Raw genomic sequence first — 20,110 nt, forward strand, 5'->3', positions numbered from 1 at the left:
TAAATCCCTTAAAAGCCCAGCAGCAGCATGCCGTTTCTTATCACGGTCGCTCGCTGGCGAGGGAGCGGTCAAAAATGAATACCACAACATCCGACATATCAGCGTTTTATGACCAAGAGTACCGTGACACCATCGCCACGGTAGCTGCAAATGGCGAGCGTATTTGGCTTCATCCAAAGAAACCCAAAGGGAGTTTTCATAACAAGCGTATTATCGCCACAGTTATCTTTTTAGTAATATTTTTTTCAGTACCATTCATTAAGATTGGTGGACAACCATTATTGATGATGAATATTTTTGAACGAAAATTTGTGATTTTTGGACAAGCTTTCTTTCCACAAGATTTTGTATTGTTTGGCATAGGAATGATTACATTCTTCATGTTTATCATTTTATTTACTGTAGTTTATGGGCGTTTTTGGTGTGGTTGGGCTTGTCCACAAACTATTTTCCTAGAAATGATTTTCCGAAAAATTGAATACTGGATTGAAGGCGATGCTCGTCAGCAACAAAAACTTGATAGTGGGCCGATGACAACCGAAAAAATCAGGAAGAAGACACTCAAACATTTAATATTTATCGTTTTCTCGGTCATTATTGCCCATTTCACTATGGCATACATTATCGGAATCGAAGAAACAATCAATATTATAACAATTTCGCCAGCTTATCATTTGTCAGGTTTTATCGGTATTTTAGTATTTTCAGGCTTGTTTTATTTTGTATTTTCCCGTTTACGTGAGCAAGTTTGTATCGCTATTTGTCCTTATGGTCGTTTACAAGGCGTATTGATGGGACGAAGTACAATGGCAATCATGTATGATTTTGTAAGAGGAGAGCCAAGAGGAAAGTTGAGCAAAGCTCCCGAAAAATCAAATACTCATGCCAAAAATGGAGATTGTATTGACTGTGCCTTATGTGTGCAAGTTTGCCCAACTGGAATTGACATCAGAAACGGTACTCAACTCGAATGTGTAAACTGTACGGCATGTATTGATGCTTGCGATGAAGTGATGATAAAAATTGATAAACCAACTGGACTTATCAAATATGCATCTCAAGAAAGTATCGAAAAACGAGTACCATTCAAAATGTCGCCAAGAGCTTACGCTTATTCGGTTGTTTTAGTGATATTGGTTGGCGTTGAAGCATTTTTACTGATGAGCCGAACCATGGTAGAAACAACCGTTATGCGTGTGCCAGGGCAAATGTATCAAGAGCAACCCAATGGTATTATTAGCAATTTATACAATGTTCAGTTTATCAATAAAACCTCCGAACCAATTGATTTGGTTTTGAAAGTTGCTGATAATAATGGAGTTATACGTTTACAAGGAAGTAAAATTCATGTACCGATGCAAGGCAGAGCTGATGCCGTTTTCTTCTTGGATGTGCAAAAAAATAAAATAACAGCAATGAAAACTCCATTGAAAATAGAAGTTTACAACGGAAATGTTTTGGTGGAAACCGTAAAAACTAATTTCTTAGGGCCAGCAGAATAAATCAATTTTATCATTCAAAATTAAAAAAGATGAACTGGGGAAAAAAAATAGCAATTGTTTATATAAGTTTCGTAGCATTTATGGGTTTTTTAGTCTGGAAATGTCTCCAACAAGATGATATTCATTTGGTTAGCCAAGATTATTATCAGAAAGAAATTGCATATCAGACCGATATTGACCAAATGAATAATACAAACCAGCTTTCTAAAGAGTTGAGGTTTGATTATAAATATAATAATCAAATAATTATGTTAGATTTTCCGAAAGAGTCTATTGGCTCAACTGGAGAAATTTTTTTTTACAGACCATCTGATGCTCGAAAAGACTTTACCGTGAAATTGGATATTGCTAAAGTTGAAAACCAATCAATTCGAGTCGCTAAACTTGACCGAGGTTTATGGGTAGTAAAGGTTTCTTGGAAAAAAGATGGTAAAGGCTACTACAAAGAAGAAAAAATGGTATTGTAAAGCAGATACGAGATATGATTGGGCGGAGTTCCGCATATTAGAAAAGAGAATCTCATATCCCAAATCTAACTTGAAATATCTAAAAAATTATGTTTTATTCAGCATTTATATTGGGTTTTATTGGAAGTTTGCACTGTGTCGGTATGTGCGGCCCAATTGCTATGATGTTGCCCGTCGGTACTTCAAAAAGGTGGAAATTTATTATTGGAAGACTACTTTACAATGCAGGAAGAATCGTGACTTATGGTTTTATTGGACTTTTTGTGGGCTTTATTGGAGAAAGTACAAGTTACTTTATTTCACAAAAATCATTGTCTATTATTCTTGGAATTTTGATTTTAGTTGGCGTATTTTTACCAAAAAGCTGGCATAATAAAATATCTTTTAATCCTCAAATTTTTAGATTTACAAACTTAATAAAAGCCTCATTATCAGCACTTTTTAAGAAATATTCGTTGGCTTCTCAATTTTCTTTTGGAATTTTGAATGGCTTTCTTCCATGCGGATTAGTGTATGCAGCCCTGAGTGGAGCATTTCTTACAGAACGCATTATCGACGGAATGGTATTTATGCTACTTTTCGGAATCGGAACTTTACCGATGATGTTAGGAATAAGTTTAGGAGCAACATGGCTTCGTATAATCTTCACCACTAAACTCCCAAAACTTATTCCTGTTACTTATTCAATCCTTGCTATTTGGCTGATAGTCAGAGGATTTAATGCTGCTTACCCGCATATTATTAAGCAAAATATTGATTTATCTATTATTCCTTTTTGTCATTAGAAAATAGATTTTTTTAATATTTATTATTAAGTTTGTAAAAAAACAAACAATGAACTGGCAAGATTATATTTATACCAATGCTGAAATTTTAGGTGGAAAACCTATTATTAAAGGAACTCGTCTGTCGGTTGAGTTTTTGCTTGGTCGAATGGCTGATGGTTGGACGGAACAAATGATACTCGAAAATTATCCATGGCTTACTAAAGAGTCACTCCAAGCAATTCATCTTTTTGTCTATGATATTTTCAAAAACGATTCTCTCCAAGTTTTCGTTGCTCCTTTTTCAAAAGCCTCATGAGATTACTTGCTGATGAAAACTTTCCAATAAAAACCTTTCAGATTTTCAAGGATAATGGCTATGATATTGAGCATATTCGTTTCATAAAACCGAGTAGTCCAGATACATTTGTAATGGAATATGCCATTTTTCAAAACCAAATTATACTTACTTTCGATAGTGATTTTGGTACTTTAGTATTTCAAAAAAACTATAGACCATTAGGTATTGTTTTTTACCGACTTATCGAGTTTGATGCTAACCAACCTTTTCAAATCTTTAAAACCATTCTCAATAACGGTTTTCTTTTAGAGAATAACTTCACAGTTATCGAAAAAGACGGTATTCGCCAACGACCAATTATTTAATGATTCTCGTCTTTGCTCAAAGCATAAGTTTTGGAGCAACATGGCTTCGTAAAATCTTCACCACTAAACTCCCAAAACTTATTCCTGTTACTTATTCAATTCTTGCTATTTGGCTGATAGTCAGAGGGTTTAATGCTGCTTATCCTCATATTATCAAACAAAATATTGACTTGTCGAATATTCCTTTTTGTCATTGATAAGACAAAAGTTATTTTTTAGAAGTATCTTGACTCTCAGTTTTCAATCCTTCCAATGAAGCTATTCTTTTTTCAAAAGCTACTATTTTTTGTTTAAAATCATTTGCTTCTTGAAGTTGCTTTTTCAAATCATTAATTTGGATTTGTTGTTCCTTCACGGCATTTACTAATGGCATTATAAAATCAGAGTAAGCCAAAGAATACATACCATCATTTGATTTTTTTAGACCACTAAACGATACACGTAAATTTTTCATTGTTTGTTCAATATCTTGAGCAATGAAACCATCGTATCGAGTTTTAGCTTTATCTGCTATATAATTATAAGAAACAGTTTGAAGCTGATTGATAAAATCAAGTCCCAAATTTTTAGTATAAGCAATGTTTTCTTTCAATCGTCTATCAGAGGGGTTGCTCCAAGCGACTTGGCCTTCAATTACAGTTACCGAGGCATCTCCAATACGAACTTTATTGCTTGCATTTACTTTGGCATTTGAGCCAATGGCCATGGCATTACTAAAGTCGGCCGTTGCATCACTTGCATAGCCTAAAAATGTATTGCGGTTTCCATCTTTAATGTTGCTACCAGATGTATTCCCATTAGCAGTATTTTGTGATCCTGTATAGTTTGAGATAAGAGCTAATGCTCCAATTGCCGTATTATCATTGCCATATTTATTATATAGCATTGTTCCATCGCCAAAAGCAGAATTATTGTTACCTGCAAAATTAACATAAAGAGACCCTGCTCCTACAGCTGTATTACCAATACCGATGATATTAGTCCCGAGAGACCTAGTACCGATAGCGGTATTTTCATAACCAGTTGTATTATTTTGAAGACTTTCTTTCCCTGTTGCAGTATTACTGAACCCAGTTGTGTTTTTTAATAAAGCATTTTGTCCATTTGCAGAATTCTCGTAACCAGTTGTATTATTAAGTAAAGCATTTTGTCCATATGCAGTATTATTGTTACCAGTAGTATTTTCTTGAAGACTACCTTGCCCTGTTGCAGTATTAGCATTACCGGTTGTGTTTTTTTGTAGCGAATTTTGTCCATTCGCAGTATTATTGTTTCCAATTGTATTCAATTGCAAAGCAGCTTGCCCCGTCGCAGTATTAGTATTTCCAGTTGTATTTAATTGCAAAGCATTTTGTCCAAATGCTGTATTAGCACTACCAGTTGTATTATATTTTAGAGTATAGGTTCCATTCGCAGTATTATACCAACCAGTTGTATTAAATTGTAAAGCATTGGTCCCTGTTGCAGTATTAAAAAATCCAGTGGTATTTTCTTGAAGACTACCTTGCCCTGTTGCAGTATTAAAAAATCCAGTGGTATTATTTTGAAGACTACCTTGCCCTGTTGCAGTATTATCGTACCCAGTTGTATTTAATTTTAGAGCCCAAACTCCATTAGCAGTATTAGAGTTTCCAATTGTATTGTTTTGAAGACTACCTTGCCCTGTTGCAGTATTCTCGTAACCAGTTGTATTGTTTAGCAAAGCATTTTGTCCATTTGCAGTATTATTGTTACCAGTAGTATTTTCTTGAAGACTACCTTGCCCTGTTGCAGTATTAGCACTACCAGTTGTATTATATTTTAGAGTATAGGTTCCATTCGCAGTATTAAACCCACCAGTTGTATTAAATTGTAAAGCATTGGTCCCTGATGCGGTATTAAAAATTCCAGTGGTATTTTCTTGAAGACTACCTTGCCCTGTTGCAGTATTCAAGTAACCAGTTGTATTATTTTCTAGACTACTTTGTCCTGTTGCAGTATTATCGTATCCTGTTGTATTTAATTTTAGAGCCCAAACTCCATTAGCAGTATTATAGTTTCCAGTTGTATTATTTTGAAGACTACTTTGCCCTGTTGCAGTATTATAGAATCCAGTTGTATTTAATTTTAGAGCCCAAACTCCATTAGCAGTATTAAAAATTCCAGTTGTATTGTTTTGAAGACTACCTTTCCCTGTTGCAGTATTATCGAAACCAGTTGTATTGTTTTGAAGACTTCCTTGCCCTGTTGCAGTATTCTCGTAACCAGTTGTATTGTTTAGCAAAGCATTTTGTCCATTTGCAGTATTATTGTTACCTGTTGTGTTAAATAAAAGAGACCCATTTCCAGTAGCAGTATTAGAATTTCCTGTGGTATTATTTTGAAGAGACCAACTTCCATTTGCAGTATTATCGCTACCAGTTGTATTGGCATAAAGAGAATAAAATCCAGTTGCAGTATTATTTTGGCCTGTAGTATTAAATCTCAATGCATTTGAGCCAAGTGCTACATTATTAATGACTGTTCCGATACCAGTGTTGGTATTTCCTTTTAAGCCTCTTGGCGTAATTGTAATTGAGCCATCACTTGCATTTTGTGTAAAAACTTGACCTTTGGATATGAATGTACTTAATAATAAAAATAGTAAAAAATAATTTTTCATAAGCAGTTCCTTCTTACTCTTAAAGAAAGCATTTGTTTTAAGGTTGTTCATGATTAATAGAGTATTTAAGCATGAATGATTAGAAAATAAATATTAGGAATCCTCTTTATTGAGAAAATGAATTTCCGACAATGATGCCGGTGGGATTCAATTATGACTACTTTAAGAATATTTGTGGTCTTACTTTTCTTCTTCTTCTTCTCGAAAATTTTACTATTTTATTGTCTTGAAGTAAACAGTTGATCATAAGTGCTACTGATTACATAAGCCCAATTAACCACTTGAGCTTTGTTTGTTCTGATAAATTGCCCAAGGGCTTGCAATAATTTTTGTATTTTATCGATACTGGGTGCTACCATAAAATGCTTACCATCGGCGAGAAAGATAGTCGTATAGTCCTATGCTGTACAAAGTTGCAAGGGTACTAAGAACGCATGTAAATGTTTTTTTCATAATATTTTTGAGCGTTAAGTCATTACGCTTAATTTTTTTAAATATATTTTTTGTTAATATTTGAGAAACTTTTAAAAACGTTAAAATAGGAGATTGTTAATTACATAAACAAGGTGTTTTTGTTAAACGGTCTTTTGTTTCTTCAGAGTAATTTGCGACTTTTAATTTGTTCGTTCGAGTTCAAACCTTATACGATTTATTGATTGTCTTTTCTATCTCGAAAACTTGATAATTTTACTGTTGCTAAGTTGAAGTTTTTACTACAAGTTCTAAATACAATTAACAATTAGACTTATAATGTTATTTGGTATTTTTCGATATTGATTGCTGCCATAAAGTGCATACTATATAGGAGAAAGAATTTATTATCAAAAATTAGCATGACTACTTGCTTGTGTAGTAAGTGTTTATCAAGTTCAAAAATAAAAAAGATGTTTTTTCAGCATAGTGTAGGCGTTTTAATATTCATAAGGTTTTATGCAGACTGCTTTCTATCGCAACTAGAAAAAAAAAGTTTTGTGTGAGGAAAAATCAGGCAATTTCAATAGGGTGTTGACCAAATTTTACTCCATAACAATTTATAAACAAAAATCTTAATCTCTATTTTAATTTGGTTTAGATTTAGAGTACCAAACACAAACCTCATCGAAAATATATTTATTTTCAATTGAATTTTAATAAAACCTCGGAACTCATTGAGTTCGCTAACAAACATGGCATTTAAAAAGTCCTTTCTAAAATTTTAGAAAGGGCTTCAAAATTATGACTCATTCGTTCACTTTCTATAATCTAAAGCAGGTTTTCTATCACCCACCAATGATTGATATTTAAAATCTTTTGCTCCACGGGCCTTTTCAAACTCAACTTTTGCCTGTTGTATCAATTCAGGATTTTCAAACAAATCAGTAGCTGTTAAAGCCAAAGTTTTGGCTGCCATTACCATTCCTTTTCTACCAATACTCATACCGCCCGCTGCAACCGCTTGCCAACTATGAGCGGGTGTGGCAGGAACCCAAGTCGCAGTTGTAAGTCCAACAGTCGGTACTGTCCAACTCACATCGCCAACATCAGTTGAGCCTCCACCACCTTTTTCGACGGCTAATGGTTTAATGCCTGTAGCATCGTCATATTTTATGTTTTCTACACCTAAAGACTTTGAAATATTTTCTGCAAATACCTTTTCTTCATTCGTATAAGTCATTCCACCTACTTTCGTTAGGTTTGTATGCATCACTTTGGCAAGCGTTTCGTTCGGCAAAAGTTCATACGTTCCACCTGTCAATTCCCAATCAACTCTTGTATCTGTTCCCATTGCAGCACCTTTTGCTGCTTTCTCTATTCGTGACCATACATCAATCACATCAGTTCTACGAGGACTACGAGCATAATAATAAACCTCAGCAAAATCAGGGACAACATTTGGTGCTTTTCCACCATTCGTAATTACATAGTGAATACGAGTATCAGAAGGTACGTGTTCACGGAGCATATTTACCATATTGTCCATTGCTTCTACACCGTCTAGAGCCGAACGACCTTTCTCGGGCGAAGCGGCAGCGTGAGCCGAAACTCCATAAAAACGAAATTTACCAGACTTATTTGCCAAAGAAGTACCAAAACTCGCACTATTTGATGCACCTGGATGCCAGTGAACAACTACATCAACATCATTAAATAGGCCATCACGCACCATATAAACTTTTCCCGAACCACCCTCTTCGGCTGGAGTACCATAGAAACGGAGCGTTCCTTTTACATTATTGGCTTTCATGTATTCTTTCACGGCAATGGCTGCTGCTGCCGAGGCTGTACCAAATAAATGGTGTCCGCAAGCATGACCTGCATTGCCACCAATAGGTTTTTGGGAAGCAATCGAATCTTGTGATAAACCGGGTAAGGCATCAAATTCTCCAAGAATAGCGATCACAGGTTTCCCTTCTCCGAAAGTTGCAATAAAAGCTGTTGGAATGCCAGCGACTCCTTTTTCAATCTTAAAACCTTCTTTGCCGAGCGTTTCTTGTAGCAATGCCGAGCTTTTAGTTTCTTGATAACCTACTTCGGCAAAATTCCAGATTTGTTTGGCAATACCGCCATAGTACATTTCTTTTTTGCTGATACTTTCAAGCATTTTATCTTTTGGGGTTTGGGCAAAAATACTTAGATTTACTAAGGAGAGTAGTAAAAACAGGTGTTTCATGTTTTGACGAAGTTTGGTTTATGGTTAGTTTAGGTAAATGTTTTAGTTCACGGTCGATATTAGCAGTCCATAATGAATTATACAAAAAGAGTTTTACTATTGACTATTGACCGTCGACTGTTGACTAAACAGCTCTTTTTTGACTAAATCAGGTCTTGAATTTGAAATCAAATGCCCCGACTCAGGAATAAATATAAATTTAGCATTTTTTCCAGTAAGCATCTTTTTTGCAAACGAAAAATTTGTTGTATCCACAATCCAATCTTGTCCGCCTACCATTACCGTTACTTCTGAATTGATCTTTTTCCAATCGTTTTTGAGTAGTTGTAATTCTTTTATATGAGCATATTTTTCATCAGTTGCTGTATTCATTCTTTCAGGAAGAAACCAACGTACTAAAAACACTTTTCCAAATTTAGAGAACCACCAAAACTTTTCAGTATCGGGGTCAATTGCAGGAGAAAGCAATATGATTTTTTCGATTTTATCAGGAAACAAAGCGGCTATCTTTGCTGCCACAGGAGCTCCATAAGACCGACCAATAATAATTGCTTTTTTGTTAGAATGGTTGCTTTTTAAAGCAAGAATAATGCTTTTAGCCTGTTGTTCGAGAGAATATGCCTTCTTTTTGGGAAGGTTCGATGTTCCGAATTCCTGAGATTTTCCGTAGCCAGGTCGATCCACCGAAATAAGATGAAAACTATGTTGAAGAAGGCTATCATCAAGCATATTTAGATAGCCATCCCAAGCCCCTGGAGCTCCATGTATAAAAAGAACAGGTTGAGCTGTGTCTGCCCCGAAAGTTACGTAGTGGAGTTTGACTGAATCGGTTTGAGCAATGTGATAAAGTGGTTTTGCAAGACGATTGTGATAGTGGAATTTTATCTCTTTGTCGGTCATTATCCATTTATTAAAACATGAGACCAAAATGACACTAAAAACAATAAATGTAAAAATAAATTTTAATCTTGATTTCACTTGAATTTGTATTTACATTTTTAAAACATAGTAGTTGTCAAATAAACGAAGATTATATGTAATTCGTTTGAGAAAATATTAAATTTAATGTTATTTCAATCCAAACCTTTTTCCAGGCATGGCTTTTACGATACCTTGAAATTCGAGATTGAGTAGGAGAGAAGCTATCTTATTGATAGAAATTTGTGTTTGCCAGCTCAATTCATCAATCTGCATTTCGCCATGCTGTCGAAGATGAGAAATGACTTGACTTTCTTCAATGGTAAATAAACTCAGATCTAAGTCATTTATTTTAGGAGTATTTGTACTATTTATTTGAGAATCCCAATTGAGTGCTTCTATGAGGTCTTCAATTTTTGTATAAATATTTGCTTTATTTTGTTGAATGAGTTTATTACAACCTTCCGACGCTTTATTGGCGAGTGTACCTGGTACTGCAAAAACTTGTCGGTGATAGTTGTTAGCATATTCTGCCGTTACTAATGAGCCACCTTTACTGGCAGACTCGACTATAACAGAGGCATCACTCAAACCTGCAATAATTCTATTTCGTGAGATAAATAAATTTCTCATTGGTTGCATTCCGAGTGGATTTTCAGAAACAATTCCACCCTTATCGAGTATTTGCTCAATATATTTCTCGTGTTGTGAAGGATAAATCACATCTAATCCACTTGCTAAAACCGCAATTGTTGGAAGGTTATTTTCGAGAGCAGCTTTGTGTGCTGAAATGTCAATCCCATAAGCTAATCCACTTATTATTAGTGGATTATAGGGTTTTAGCCCTTCAACAAGCTCTTGTGTTGTTTTCTTTCCATAGTCAGTGGCTTGCCTTGTTCCAACAATTCCAACCGAACGGAAATGGCTTAAATCGGCATTTCCTTTATAAAACAACACTGAAGGTGCATCATAAAGGGATTTTAAGCGAGAAGGATAGTTTTTATCAGTTGAAAAATAAAGTTGTACTTGTTGTTTTTCGGCCTCTTTTAGTATTTTCTCAGCATCAGCAAGCAAGGCTTTTTTCTTTAAACCTTCAACGATAGTTTTACCTACTCCCGGAATTTTGAGAAGCCTATCAGTTTTTGTTTTAAAAACACTTTCAGCCGAACCGCAATAGCTTATCAACTGCCGAAAAAACACACTTCCAACACCATCAACATTAGTCAAAGCAATCTGATAAAGTTTTTCCATGAATTCATTTTAAGACACTAAGGCACAGTGGTTCAAAGGCACAAAGTGAGAATTGTTTGATATTTATTGTTAGAAAAAGTAGAATTTTGTTTTTAAAGGTTGTTTAAGTTTTTTTTTGCTGGTAAAAAATGATACTTTTTTGAACGAAGAGTAAGTTAAAAACGTGCATTTTAAGCCCAAATCAAAAAACTTAAACAAGTCTTATACAAGTAACAAAATAAATATTTTTTACTTAACGTTTTGGTCTCTCAGTACCACCGAGCTTTTGAAAATATACTCCCCCCAAATCGGATAATGGTCAGAGTAAGGCGTGTCTGAAAAAGTCTTAAAACGTTTGATTTCAAAACTTTTATCATCAAAAAACTGGTTGTCAATTCTTATAAAACCAGGCTTTCTATGATACGTAAAACCAAATCCACGTCCAGCCTCTTCAAAGCTATTTTTCAAGTATTTACGTACTTTTCCATAAGCAAAACCGTAAGGTAATTCATTAAAATCACCGCAGACAATCAACGGATATGGACTTTCTTCAATCCATTTCTCTAATTCTTTTACTTGAATTACTCTGTCTTCAAAACCGCTTTTCAGTTGATGATAAATTGTTTTTGCTTCTTTTTTTGCTTTTTCTTTGTCTTCTTTTGCCTCAATTACTCGCTGTACACGTACTCCCATCGAACGTAATTGTACATTTATAACTCTAATTGTATCGTTTTTAACAACAATATCTGCTGAAAGTAAACCATTATGATTAATTGACCAATGCTTTTCCTGTTTTCGTATAATTGGATATTTTGAAAAAATAGCCAGACCAATTTCACCTTGACCTTTGTCATTTCCAGGAGTGGAATGCACATAAGTATAATATTTTTGGGTTCCTCGTAGTTTTTTTATAGTTCGAAACTGAGGAAAACCATCCCAATTAAATAATTCTTGCACACACTTAATATCAGCGTCAATATCGACCACTTTTTTTACTAAATTGATAGCATTGGTAGTGTCATGTTTTTCTACATAAGTAAAGGCATCACACCACATAAGATTATAACTCAACACGGTAAGCCCCTCTCGCGTGTCTGTACTATCTATGTTGTGCCAAGAAACGGTTCGTAATATAAATGGAAAACCAACGATTAGAATAATAAAAGAAAGAAGTACTCGGTAAGATTTACGTAAAGCCCAAATCAACACAAACACAACATTTGAAACCAATATAAATGGCATCGTAAGCATCATAAAACCAGCCAGCCAATGTTTTACACTTACCGAATAACTCAACTGGTAAACTAATAAAGTATAGAGTGCCAGTAAAATATTCAGAAAGAATAAAAATCGCTTTAAAAATTGTCTAATCAATATCATGGTTTGGGCTTAAAATTTCCTAATAATCTACATCTTTGCCTAAAAATAGTTCCTAAATTCAAAACTACGAAATATACCTGATAGAATCTTTAAATAAGAGTTTCTTAAAAGCTATCTTTACTAACTAAATTTACACAACAATTATAACGAAAAATGAAAGAAAAGATAATTGAATGGGCAAAACGATATATGCCAGCGGGAATAATTTCCAGTACTGCAACTATTTTATCTTCTGTTTTTACTTATAAAATAACTCAAAACCATCTAACCACTGCTTTAGTGGGTACTTGGGTCGGAAATATTGTCTATTTTGGATATATGCTCTTAGTAGATATTTATAATACTCATAAAGAATTACTTAAAAAAGGTATAAAATATTCATTCACAACATTTACATTAAACATAAGAGCATTAGTTGTAGAATTTGGTTTTTCCGAAGTGGTAGATAGCCTATTAATTCGCCCAACGCTTATGTATTATTTCCCAATTTGGGTCAATGAAATTTGGTTAGGAATAATTCTTGCAAAAATTATAGCAGATATAACCTTTTATGTACCTGCAATCATCGCTTATGAGTATTCGAAAAAGAAATTAAGAAATTTTGAATAAAAAAGATGTCTTTTAAAATAGGATTCATAAATCAAATAAAATATAGTATTCAAACTTGCAAAAACAGAATTTAATACCTACATTTGCGGTAGAATTGTGAAAAAGGAGGTGCGAAGCCCTCCTTTTTTTCTTGTAATTTCTAAACGAAATTTCATTTTCGTTACTTAAAATTGTATGAATACCGACGTAAAACAAAAAATAGAACAACTCTTGCAACCATTTCTCGAAAACGATAAGTTTTTTGTGGTTGATATAAAAGTTTCCTTGTCAAGATTGAATAATAAAGTTACGATTTTATTAGATTCTGACGAAGGAATTAAAATTGATGAATGTCGTGCCATAAGTCGTCATTTAGGAGAAAGTTTAGACGAAATAATGTCTGAAAATTATACATTGGAGGTTTCATCGCCAGGAGTAGAGGTATTGCTGAAATCGGAAAGGATGTATCACAAAAATGTAGGAAGAAGTTTACAAATTACCTTAAAAGACGGAACGATTGTTAAGGGGAAACTGGAAAGTGTTGATAGTCAACAGATTATAATAATAGAAGAAAAGAAACGCAAAAAGACTGAGGAAATAGTGCCCATGTCAATTCCGTTTGTAAACATCAAAGAATCACAAGTAATAATATCATTCAAATAAATAAGAGTCTTTAAGGGTATTATTGAGAAAGAGATTTTGACGGTATCGTTCAGAACTCATAATTCATAACCCAAAACTCAGAATTAATTCAGAATTCTATGCACAGTGGAGAGTTAATAGCATCCTTTTCGGAATTTGCCCGTGAAAAAAACATCGACCGACCAACCATGATTAAGGTGTTGGAAGAGGTTTTTCGGACAATGATTCGTAAAAAATTTGGTTCTGACCATAATTTCGACGTTATCATCAATGCTGACAGCGGCGACTTAGAAATGTGGCGTACACGTGAAATCGTTGACGATAACTCAGAAGATATTTGGGATACCGACAAGATTATGCTTTCGGAAGCTCAAAAAATTCAACCTGACTTTGAAATTGGCGAAGAAGTAGCCGACGAAGTAAAATTAGAAGATTTTGGTCGTCGTGTTGTACAAACTGCTCGCCAAACGTTGATTCAAAAAATCAAGGATTTGGAAAAAGAAATGCTTTATTTGAAGTACAAAGACTTAGTAGGAGAGTTAATTATTGTAGAAGTTTACCAAATATTGGGTAAAGAATTCGTTTGCTTAGACAATGAAAGCAATGAATTAGTTTTACCAAAAACAGAGCAGATTCCAAAAGATAGACCACGAAAAGGTTCAAATATAAGAGCAGTTGTTCATAAAGTAGAAATGAATAATGGCACACCACGAATTACGCTTTCACGTACTTCACCAGTATTTTTGGAACGCTTGTTTGAACAAGAAATACCTGAAATTTTGGATGGACTTATTTCTGTTCGTAAAATTGTTCGTGAACCAGGCGAAAGAGCCAAAGTTGCAGTCGAATCTTACGATGACCGCATAGACCCAGTAGGAGCTTGCGTAGGTATGAAAGGTTCAAGAATTCATACAATCGTTAGAGAATTGGAAAATGAAAATATCGACGTTATCCAGTGGACAGACAATCTTAATCTATTGATTTCCAGAGCATTAAGTCCTGCTAAAATCAGTAATATTCAAATTGACAATGAACGCAAACGTGTTGCAGTTTACTTGAAACCAGACCAAGTGTCGTTGGCAATTGGTAAAGGTGGAATGAATATTAAATTGGCAGGAAAATTAGTAGGAATGGAGCTTGATGTCTTTAGAGATATTGAAGGAGAAGAAGATGAGGAAGACGTAGATTTGTCAGAATTCTCGGATGAAATCGAAGATTGGGTATTGGATGAATTCCGCAAAATTGGTCTAGATACAGCTAAGTCGGTTTTGGCAATTTCAAAAGAAGATATTGCTCGTCGTACCGAATTAGAAGAAGAAACAATCGAAGAAGTAATGGAAGTATTACGCCGAGAATTTGAATAAATGAGTGTAGTTCATAAAACCTTTCTTTCGTTTTATACGTTGGAAAGGTTATTAAGTAGTAATTTAAAACTAATCGATATGAAGAATGTAAAATAATAACCTGATAATCAGTTGATTATAAAATTCTGAAATGTCGTTTGATTGAACTTTACTACTTATAGGTTTTATACCTATTAATAAGTGGTGTGTATGGATTTTGTTATCTTTTGTCGCACCAGTTCACAATTAGTAAAGAAATAGTCCAGCAATGGATAACAAAAACCGATTTTTATAATCAATTTATGACAGAACAAAAAGAAATGCGACTCAGCCTTGCAGCTAAGAAACTCAACGTTGGTATCGTTACTATCGTCGAAAAACTTGCAGTAAAAGGAATTCGTATTGAAAATAATCCAAATGCCAAACTCAACGCAGAACAATTAAATATTCTTTCAAAAGAATATAACAATATATCTTTGTTTGAAGATGGTGCAGCACCAAAATCTGTCGAAGAAAACAAATCTTCGTCCGGTAATTCTGATATTCTCTATTTTCGTGAGCAAGCCAAAGTTGAAGAAAAGAAAATAGAACCGATTATCGAAAAAAAACCAACAATATTGTCCGAACCTGAAGTAATTCGTGTAGAAAATAAACTTCAAGGCGTAACGATTCTTGGCAAAATTGATTTAGATAAAAAGCCCACTCCAGCAGAACCTGTAAAGGTAGAGCCAGTTGTGCCAATACCTAAAGTAGAAATTGAGCCACAAAAACCAGTTGTTGTAGTTGAACAACCAAAGGTTGTTGTTGAAACACCCAAAGAAACTGTTAAAGTTGAACTAGTAATAGTTGCAGAAATGCCAAAACCTGTCATTGAAGCACCAAAACCTATTGTCGAAGCTCCGAAATTAGTTGTTGAGGAAGTAAAGCCAATTGTCGAAGTGCCTAAAGTTGTTGTGGAAACACCAAAAGTAGTGATTGAACTTCCAAAAGTTGAGCAAAAGCAAACTGACCGCCGTCCACAAGATAATCAAAGACAGGATTCAAGACCTCAATATCCAAGACAAGATTCACAACAAAGACCACAAGGACAAGGTAGGCCACAAGGTCAAGGCGGACAACCGCCACAAAGAACCGACCAACGCCCACCTCACAGAGCTGATCAAAGACCTGTAATTGTTCCACAACCAATCAAGAAAGAAGTTATTATTGAGGAAGTTATTGAGCCAGAATTAATTCAAGCAAGAGGTGAAAAACTACAAGGCTTAAAAGTTTTAGGTAGAATAGAGCTACCTGTTGAGAAAAAACCATTAACCAACGAAGAAAAACGCAAGCGTAAACGTAAGCGTGTGAAGCGTGGCGAAAAAGTAAATAGTACGGGCGGTGATGTTGTAAATAGACCAAGACCACAAGGTCAAGGAGGAACTGGTTCGCCAGCAACAACAGGTACAACAACGACAACAACAAACGCTACTACTTCTACTGCAAATAGTAACAAAAAGCCAGATTTAAAGAAGAAAAAAGAACGCCGAGAAGAGGTTTCACAGGTACAAGTAAAGGAGCAAATCAAGCAAACGATGGCTCGTATGCAAACCAAAGGACCTGACTTTGGAGCGAAATATAGAAAAGATAAGCGTAAAACTCGTGCCGACCAAGAAGAGCAACGTGTTTTACAGGAGCAAGAGGAAAGTACAACGTTGAAAGTAACCGAATTTATTTCTGCTGCTGAGTTAGCATCATTAATGGACGTGTCGGTTACGCAAGTAATTTCTGCGGCAATGAAAATGGGTATGTTTGTATCCATCAACCAACGCCTTGATGCAGAAGCAATTCAAATGCTTGCCCTTGATTTTGATTTTGATGTACAGTTTATCTCAGCCGAGGAAGAGATAAAAATAGATACTATTGAAAAAGAAGATGCAGCAGAAGACTTATTACCAAGAGCTCCAATCGTAACCATTATGGGTCACGTTGACCACGGTAAAACGTCATTGCTCGATTATATTCGTAGCTCAAAAGTTGTATCTGGTGAAGCAGGTGGAATCACTCAACATATTGGAGCTTATGATGTAGAAATTAATGAAGGTCCAAACAAAGGCAAGAAAATCTCATTCCTTGATACTCCTGGTCACGAAGCCTTTACTGCCATGCGTGCCAGAGGTGCAAAAGTTACCGACATTGTAATTGTTGTGGTAGCTGCCGATGATAGTGTGATGCCTCAAACCCGTGAAGCAATCAATCACGCTCAAAATGCTGGTGTTCCAATTGTATTTGCACTCAACAAAATTGATAAGGCAGGGGCAAATCCAGCGAAGATTCGTGAAGATTTATCGAAAGAAAATATTTTAGTCGAAAGTTGGGGTGGAAAATACCAAGAACAAGAAGTTTCAGCCAAAAAAGGTATTGGTATTAACGAATTATTAGATAAAGTTTTACTTGAAGCTGAGATACTTGACCTAAAAGCAAATCCAAATAGGACTGCGGTTGGAACAGTGGTAGAAGCTTCGCTTGATAAAGGACGTGGCTATGTAGCAACTGTTTTGGTTCAAAACGGAACGCTCAAAGTAGGAGATGTAATCTTAGCAGGTCAATATTTTGGACGTGTGAAAGCAATGGTTGATGCCACTGGTGCAAGAATTAAAGTTGCAGGTCCATCAACACCCGTTCAAGTACTAGGTTTGCCAGGAGCTCCACAAGCGGGCGATAGATTCAACGTTATGGACACTGAGCGTGAAGCCCGTGATATTGCCAATAAACGTGAGCAAATTCACCGCGAGCAAAGTATTCGTGCCAAAAAACACATTACACTCGAAGAAATTGGTCGCCGTAAAGCAATTGGAGCTTTCCATCAATTGAACGTAATTGTGAAAGGTGACGTAGATGGTTCGGTAGAAGCCCTTTCAGATTCACTATTGAAACTTTCTACAGAAGAAGTTCAAGTTGCGATTATTCATAAAGGAGTTGGACAGATTTCAGAATCAGATGTATTGCTTGCTTCTACTGCCGATGCTATCGTGATTGGTTTCCAAGTGAGACCATCAACCAACGCTCGTAAAATAGCTGACCAAGAAGAAATCGAAATCCGCTTGTATTCAATTATTTATGATGCCATCAATGAGATTCGAGATGCGATGGAAGGCTTGTTAGCTCCGAAAGAAGAAGAAACAATTGTTGGTACAATCGAAGTGCGTGAAGTATTCAAAATTAGTAAAGTGGGTACAATCGCAGGATGTTATGTTACTGATGGTAATTTCAAACGTAATAATAAAGTGAGGTTAATACGTGATGGAATTGTTGTTCATGAAGGAGAAATTCAACAATTACGTCGTTTCAAAGATGATGTAAATGAAGTAAAATATGGCTTTGAATGTGGTATGAGCTTAAAAGGTTTCAATGAAATCGAAGTAGGCGATACACTCGAAAGCTTCGAAATTAAAGAAGTTAAGCGTAAATTATAATATTAGTTCAGTAATGAATAAATTTAAGAGAGACCTTTCAGAAATGATAGGTCTTTTTTAATTTTGTATAATTGATCTAAATTTACTTAACATGAAAAACCCTGCCTTACTTCCGCTATTTTAAGAGTTAAAGAATATTCTCGAAGTTTATGTACCACCAATGACAGTAAAAGTTGATGAAGATGGACGTTATGACATTGTTTCAACAAAAGCTGTAAATGTAAACGGACGGAAATTTGAGGAAGTTTATTTTGGAGCAGTCATGATTTAGAAATCATACGTTGGTTTTTATTCTATGGGCTGTTATGCAAATCATGAATTCCATATTTCTGATAATCTCCGAAAATTGCTTAAAGGAAAGTCATGTTTTCATATCAAAAAAGTTGATGAAGAATTACTGGCAGCTTTGACTGAAATGACCAAACAAGATTATTTGTTTTTTGAAAGAGAAGGATATTTTGGATAATATATTGAAATTTTACAAAAACTTCAATCAAATCTACTACTATTAAACTGGGTATTTAGCCAAGTTATTCTTGATGATAAATAATTTTTCAAATAATTTACTTCACCAGTATAAGAACCTGCCGTTTGAAAGTTGAGATATACTCTTTCATTAAGAATCGGCCACTTTGTGAAATTCTTTTTTTGCGAAACAGCAATTTTAGCCGCCATGACATCAATAAAAGGTATTATTGAATTTAACTTATCATTATATATTTCATTCCATCGCTTACGTATTTTATTACGAAATACTTTGTCCATCATCAGTCTATTTATCCATTGTTTTGGCTGATGAGCAGCATCAAGCATCAATTTATTCACCGAGTCGCCAATACGTTGATCGTTATTAGCAGAAATGTCAAAATCCCAAACTGGACCGGTATAAATATTATCATTATTTCTGTTTTTATACATGTAAGTACTCCAAAATAAATCTGGATTTCCCATTATTTCATTGACAAGATAAAAATTGATATATGAATCTATGTCAAAATACTTTTTATAACCTATTATTGGATCGTCAAATTCGCTGGAAAAGAGACTGCTTTCAAAGTTTCTAAAGTAAGCACTAATGTAGTTTTTCTGTGCCTGATTTATTACGTCATCATCAGGATAATGCACCGAAACAGCCATATTACGTTGGGTTGTAAAATTAACCGTTTCCGTATATGCAAAACCATCAAGCTCTACTAAGTAACCACCCGAAATGTCGGGTAGCGTTGTTGAAGTAATGTTTTGTTCGGTGATATTTACCTTATTTTTGCTTACTTCAATCTGTTCAACCAGCTCATAATTGCCAATATATGAACCATTTAGAATTACATCAACAAATTTACTTGATGGGGTATAAGGAAGCCCTAGTTTGCGACTTAACTCGAAACCTACTTCGTTTCTTAATAAACTTTTATCAGCGTAATTTGCAAGCAGAACCCACTGTTTGCTTTCATTCATGCCTAATAAACTAGTTTTCTTTCCGAGTTTTATTTTGTACGGTTTTTTTTGTAAATTCCATGTGGAGTTTCCTCTTCCTCTTATTTCCATTAAACCTCCAAACAAACTATCTCCTTTAATTCCACCTTTAATTTTCAAATAACCTGCAGTATAAATCACTTTACTTTGTATAGCTAAATTATTGGTTGAAATATAAAAAGCTGGAACATTGGTATCATTAAATTTTAAAATATATTGTTTTGTACTTCCATTTGCTGCTTTGATGGAATATGTTATTGGTAGTTGAAAATTCTGAGCAGTTACTCCACTTACTTGAGGTTTATTATTAACTGTTACTTCTTTGCCTTCAAATAAAAAAAATGGCTTTAAAGCACTCAAGTTTGTGCCAGAAAAAGTGGTGGCATAAATT

Annotated in this window: 17 protein-coding genes; 11 read left to right on the forward strand and 6 right to left on the reverse strand. The window is 34.8% G+C overall.

What is annotated here, in order from left to right:
* Positions 1-74 precede the first annotated feature (74 nt).
* From ccoG to ACH2CJ_RS14575, 6 genes are all read left to right on the forward strand, one after another.
* The gene (gene ccoG, locus ACH2CJ_RS14550; protein WP_394993670.1) at positions 75-1,502 is read left to right on the forward strand and encodes a cytochrome c oxidase accessory protein CcoG; all 1,428 of its coding nucleotides are present in this window, start codon (positions 75-77) and stop codon (positions 1,500-1,502) included.
* A 29-nt stretch (positions 1,503-1,531) separates the two neighbouring features.
* Positions 1,532-1,969 (forward strand): FixH family protein, encoded by a 438-nt coding sequence (locus ACH2CJ_RS14555; protein ID WP_394993671.1) that lies wholly within the window; start codon positions 1,532-1,534, stop codon positions 1,967-1,969.
* Positions 1,970-2,058: 89 nt separating this feature from the next.
* Positions 2,059-2,754, forward strand: a complete 696-nt coding sequence (locus ACH2CJ_RS14560; RefSeq protein ID WP_394993672.1) for a sulfite exporter TauE/SafE family protein — start codon at positions 2,059-2,061, stop codon at positions 2,752-2,754.
* Positions 2,755-2,803: 49 nt separating this feature from the next.
* Positions 2,804-3,052: a DUF433 domain-containing protein gene (locus tag ACH2CJ_RS14565; RefSeq protein ID WP_394993673.1), complete on the forward strand. Its 249-nt coding sequence runs from the start codon at positions 2,804-2,806 to the stop codon at positions 3,050-3,052.
* Positions 3,049-3,399, forward strand: a complete 351-nt coding sequence (locus tag ACH2CJ_RS14570) for a DUF5615 family PIN-like protein (protein WP_394993674.1) — start codon at positions 3,049-3,051, stop codon at positions 3,397-3,399. Before ACH2CJ_RS14565 ends, ACH2CJ_RS14570 begins: the two co-directional genes overlap by 4 nt.
* Positions 3,399-3,596: a hypothetical protein gene (locus tag ACH2CJ_RS14575; RefSeq protein ID WP_394993675.1), complete on the forward strand. Its 198-nt coding sequence runs from the start codon at positions 3,399-3,401 to the stop codon at positions 3,594-3,596. Before ACH2CJ_RS14570 ends, ACH2CJ_RS14575 begins: the two co-directional genes overlap by 1 nt.
* 11 nt (positions 3,597-3,607) lie before the next feature.
* Here the strand turns inward: ACH2CJ_RS14575 and ACH2CJ_RS14580 are convergent, their stop codons facing one another.
* The 5 genes from ACH2CJ_RS14580 to ACH2CJ_RS14600 all read right to left on the reverse strand — a co-directional run bounded on the left by ACH2CJ_RS14580 (position 3,608) and on the right by ACH2CJ_RS14600 (position 12,218).
* Complete coding sequence (locus tag ACH2CJ_RS14580) at positions 3,608-6,091, reverse strand: tail fiber domain-containing protein (protein WP_394993676.1); 2,484 nt, start codon at positions 6,089-6,091, stop codon at positions 3,608-3,610.
* 1,177 nt (positions 6,092-7,268) lie between these two features.
* On the reverse strand, positions 7,269-8,690 hold the full coding sequence (locus ACH2CJ_RS14585; protein WP_394993677.1) for an amidohydrolase: 1,422 nt from the start codon (positions 8,688-8,690) through the stop codon (positions 7,269-7,271).
* A gap of 96 nt (positions 8,691-8,786) precedes the next feature.
* The gene (locus ACH2CJ_RS14590; RefSeq protein WP_394993678.1) at positions 8,787-9,668 is read right to left on the reverse strand and encodes an alpha/beta fold hydrolase; all 882 of its coding nucleotides are present in this window, start codon (positions 9,666-9,668) and stop codon (positions 8,787-8,789) included.
* Between the two features lie 90 nt (positions 9,669-9,758).
* Entirely contained in the window at positions 9,759-10,859 is a 1,101-nt protein-coding gene (gene dprA / locus ACH2CJ_RS14595) for a DNA-processing protein DprA (RefSeq protein ID WP_394993679.1), read from the reverse strand.
* A 228-nt stretch (positions 10,860-11,087) separates the two neighbouring features.
* Complete coding sequence (locus ACH2CJ_RS14600; protein ID WP_394993680.1) at positions 11,088-12,218, reverse strand: endonuclease/exonuclease/phosphatase family protein; 1,131 nt, start codon at positions 12,216-12,218, stop codon at positions 11,088-11,090.
* Between the two features lie 153 nt (positions 12,219-12,371).
* Between ACH2CJ_RS14600 and ACH2CJ_RS14605 the strand changes: the two genes are divergently transcribed.
* From ACH2CJ_RS14605 to ACH2CJ_RS14625, 5 genes are all read left to right on the forward strand, one after another.
* On the forward strand, positions 12,372-12,827 hold the full coding sequence (locus ACH2CJ_RS14605) for a hypothetical protein (protein ID WP_394993681.1): 456 nt from the start codon (positions 12,372-12,374) through the stop codon (positions 12,825-12,827).
* Between the two features lie 174 nt (positions 12,828-13,001).
* The gene (rimP, locus tag ACH2CJ_RS14610; protein ID WP_394993682.1) at positions 13,002-13,469 is read left to right on the forward strand and encodes a ribosome maturation factor RimP; all 468 of its coding nucleotides are present in this window, start codon (positions 13,002-13,004) and stop codon (positions 13,467-13,469) included.
* 98 nt (positions 13,470-13,567) lie between these two features.
* A complete protein-coding gene (nusA, locus tag ACH2CJ_RS14615; RefSeq protein WP_394993683.1) occupies positions 13,568-14,812 on the forward strand; it encodes a transcription termination factor NusA in 1,245 nt (414 codons plus the stop codon).
* A 1,718-nt stretch (positions 14,813-16,530) separates the two neighbouring features.
* Positions 16,531-18,246, forward strand: a complete 1,716-nt coding sequence (infB, locus tag ACH2CJ_RS14620) for a translation initiation factor IF-2 (protein WP_394993688.1) — start codon at positions 16,531-16,533, stop codon at positions 18,244-18,246.
* 295 nt (positions 18,247-18,541) lie between these two features.
* Positions 18,542-18,712: a hypothetical protein gene (locus ACH2CJ_RS14625; protein ID WP_394993684.1), complete on the forward strand. Its 171-nt coding sequence runs from the start codon at positions 18,542-18,544 to the stop codon at positions 18,710-18,712.
* Between the two features lie 23 nt (positions 18,713-18,735).
* On the opposite strand, the gene ACH2CJ_RS14630 is transcribed toward ACH2CJ_RS14625, so the two are convergent.
* Positions 18,736-20,110: CotH kinase family protein (locus tag ACH2CJ_RS14630; protein WP_394993685.1), on the reverse strand; the 1,375-nt coding region annotated here is incomplete at its 5' end.

This window comes from Emticicia sp. (genome assembly GCF_043780375.1).
Taxonomy (GTDB): Bacteria; Bacteroidota; Bacteroidia; order Cytophagales; family Spirosomataceae; genus Emticicia.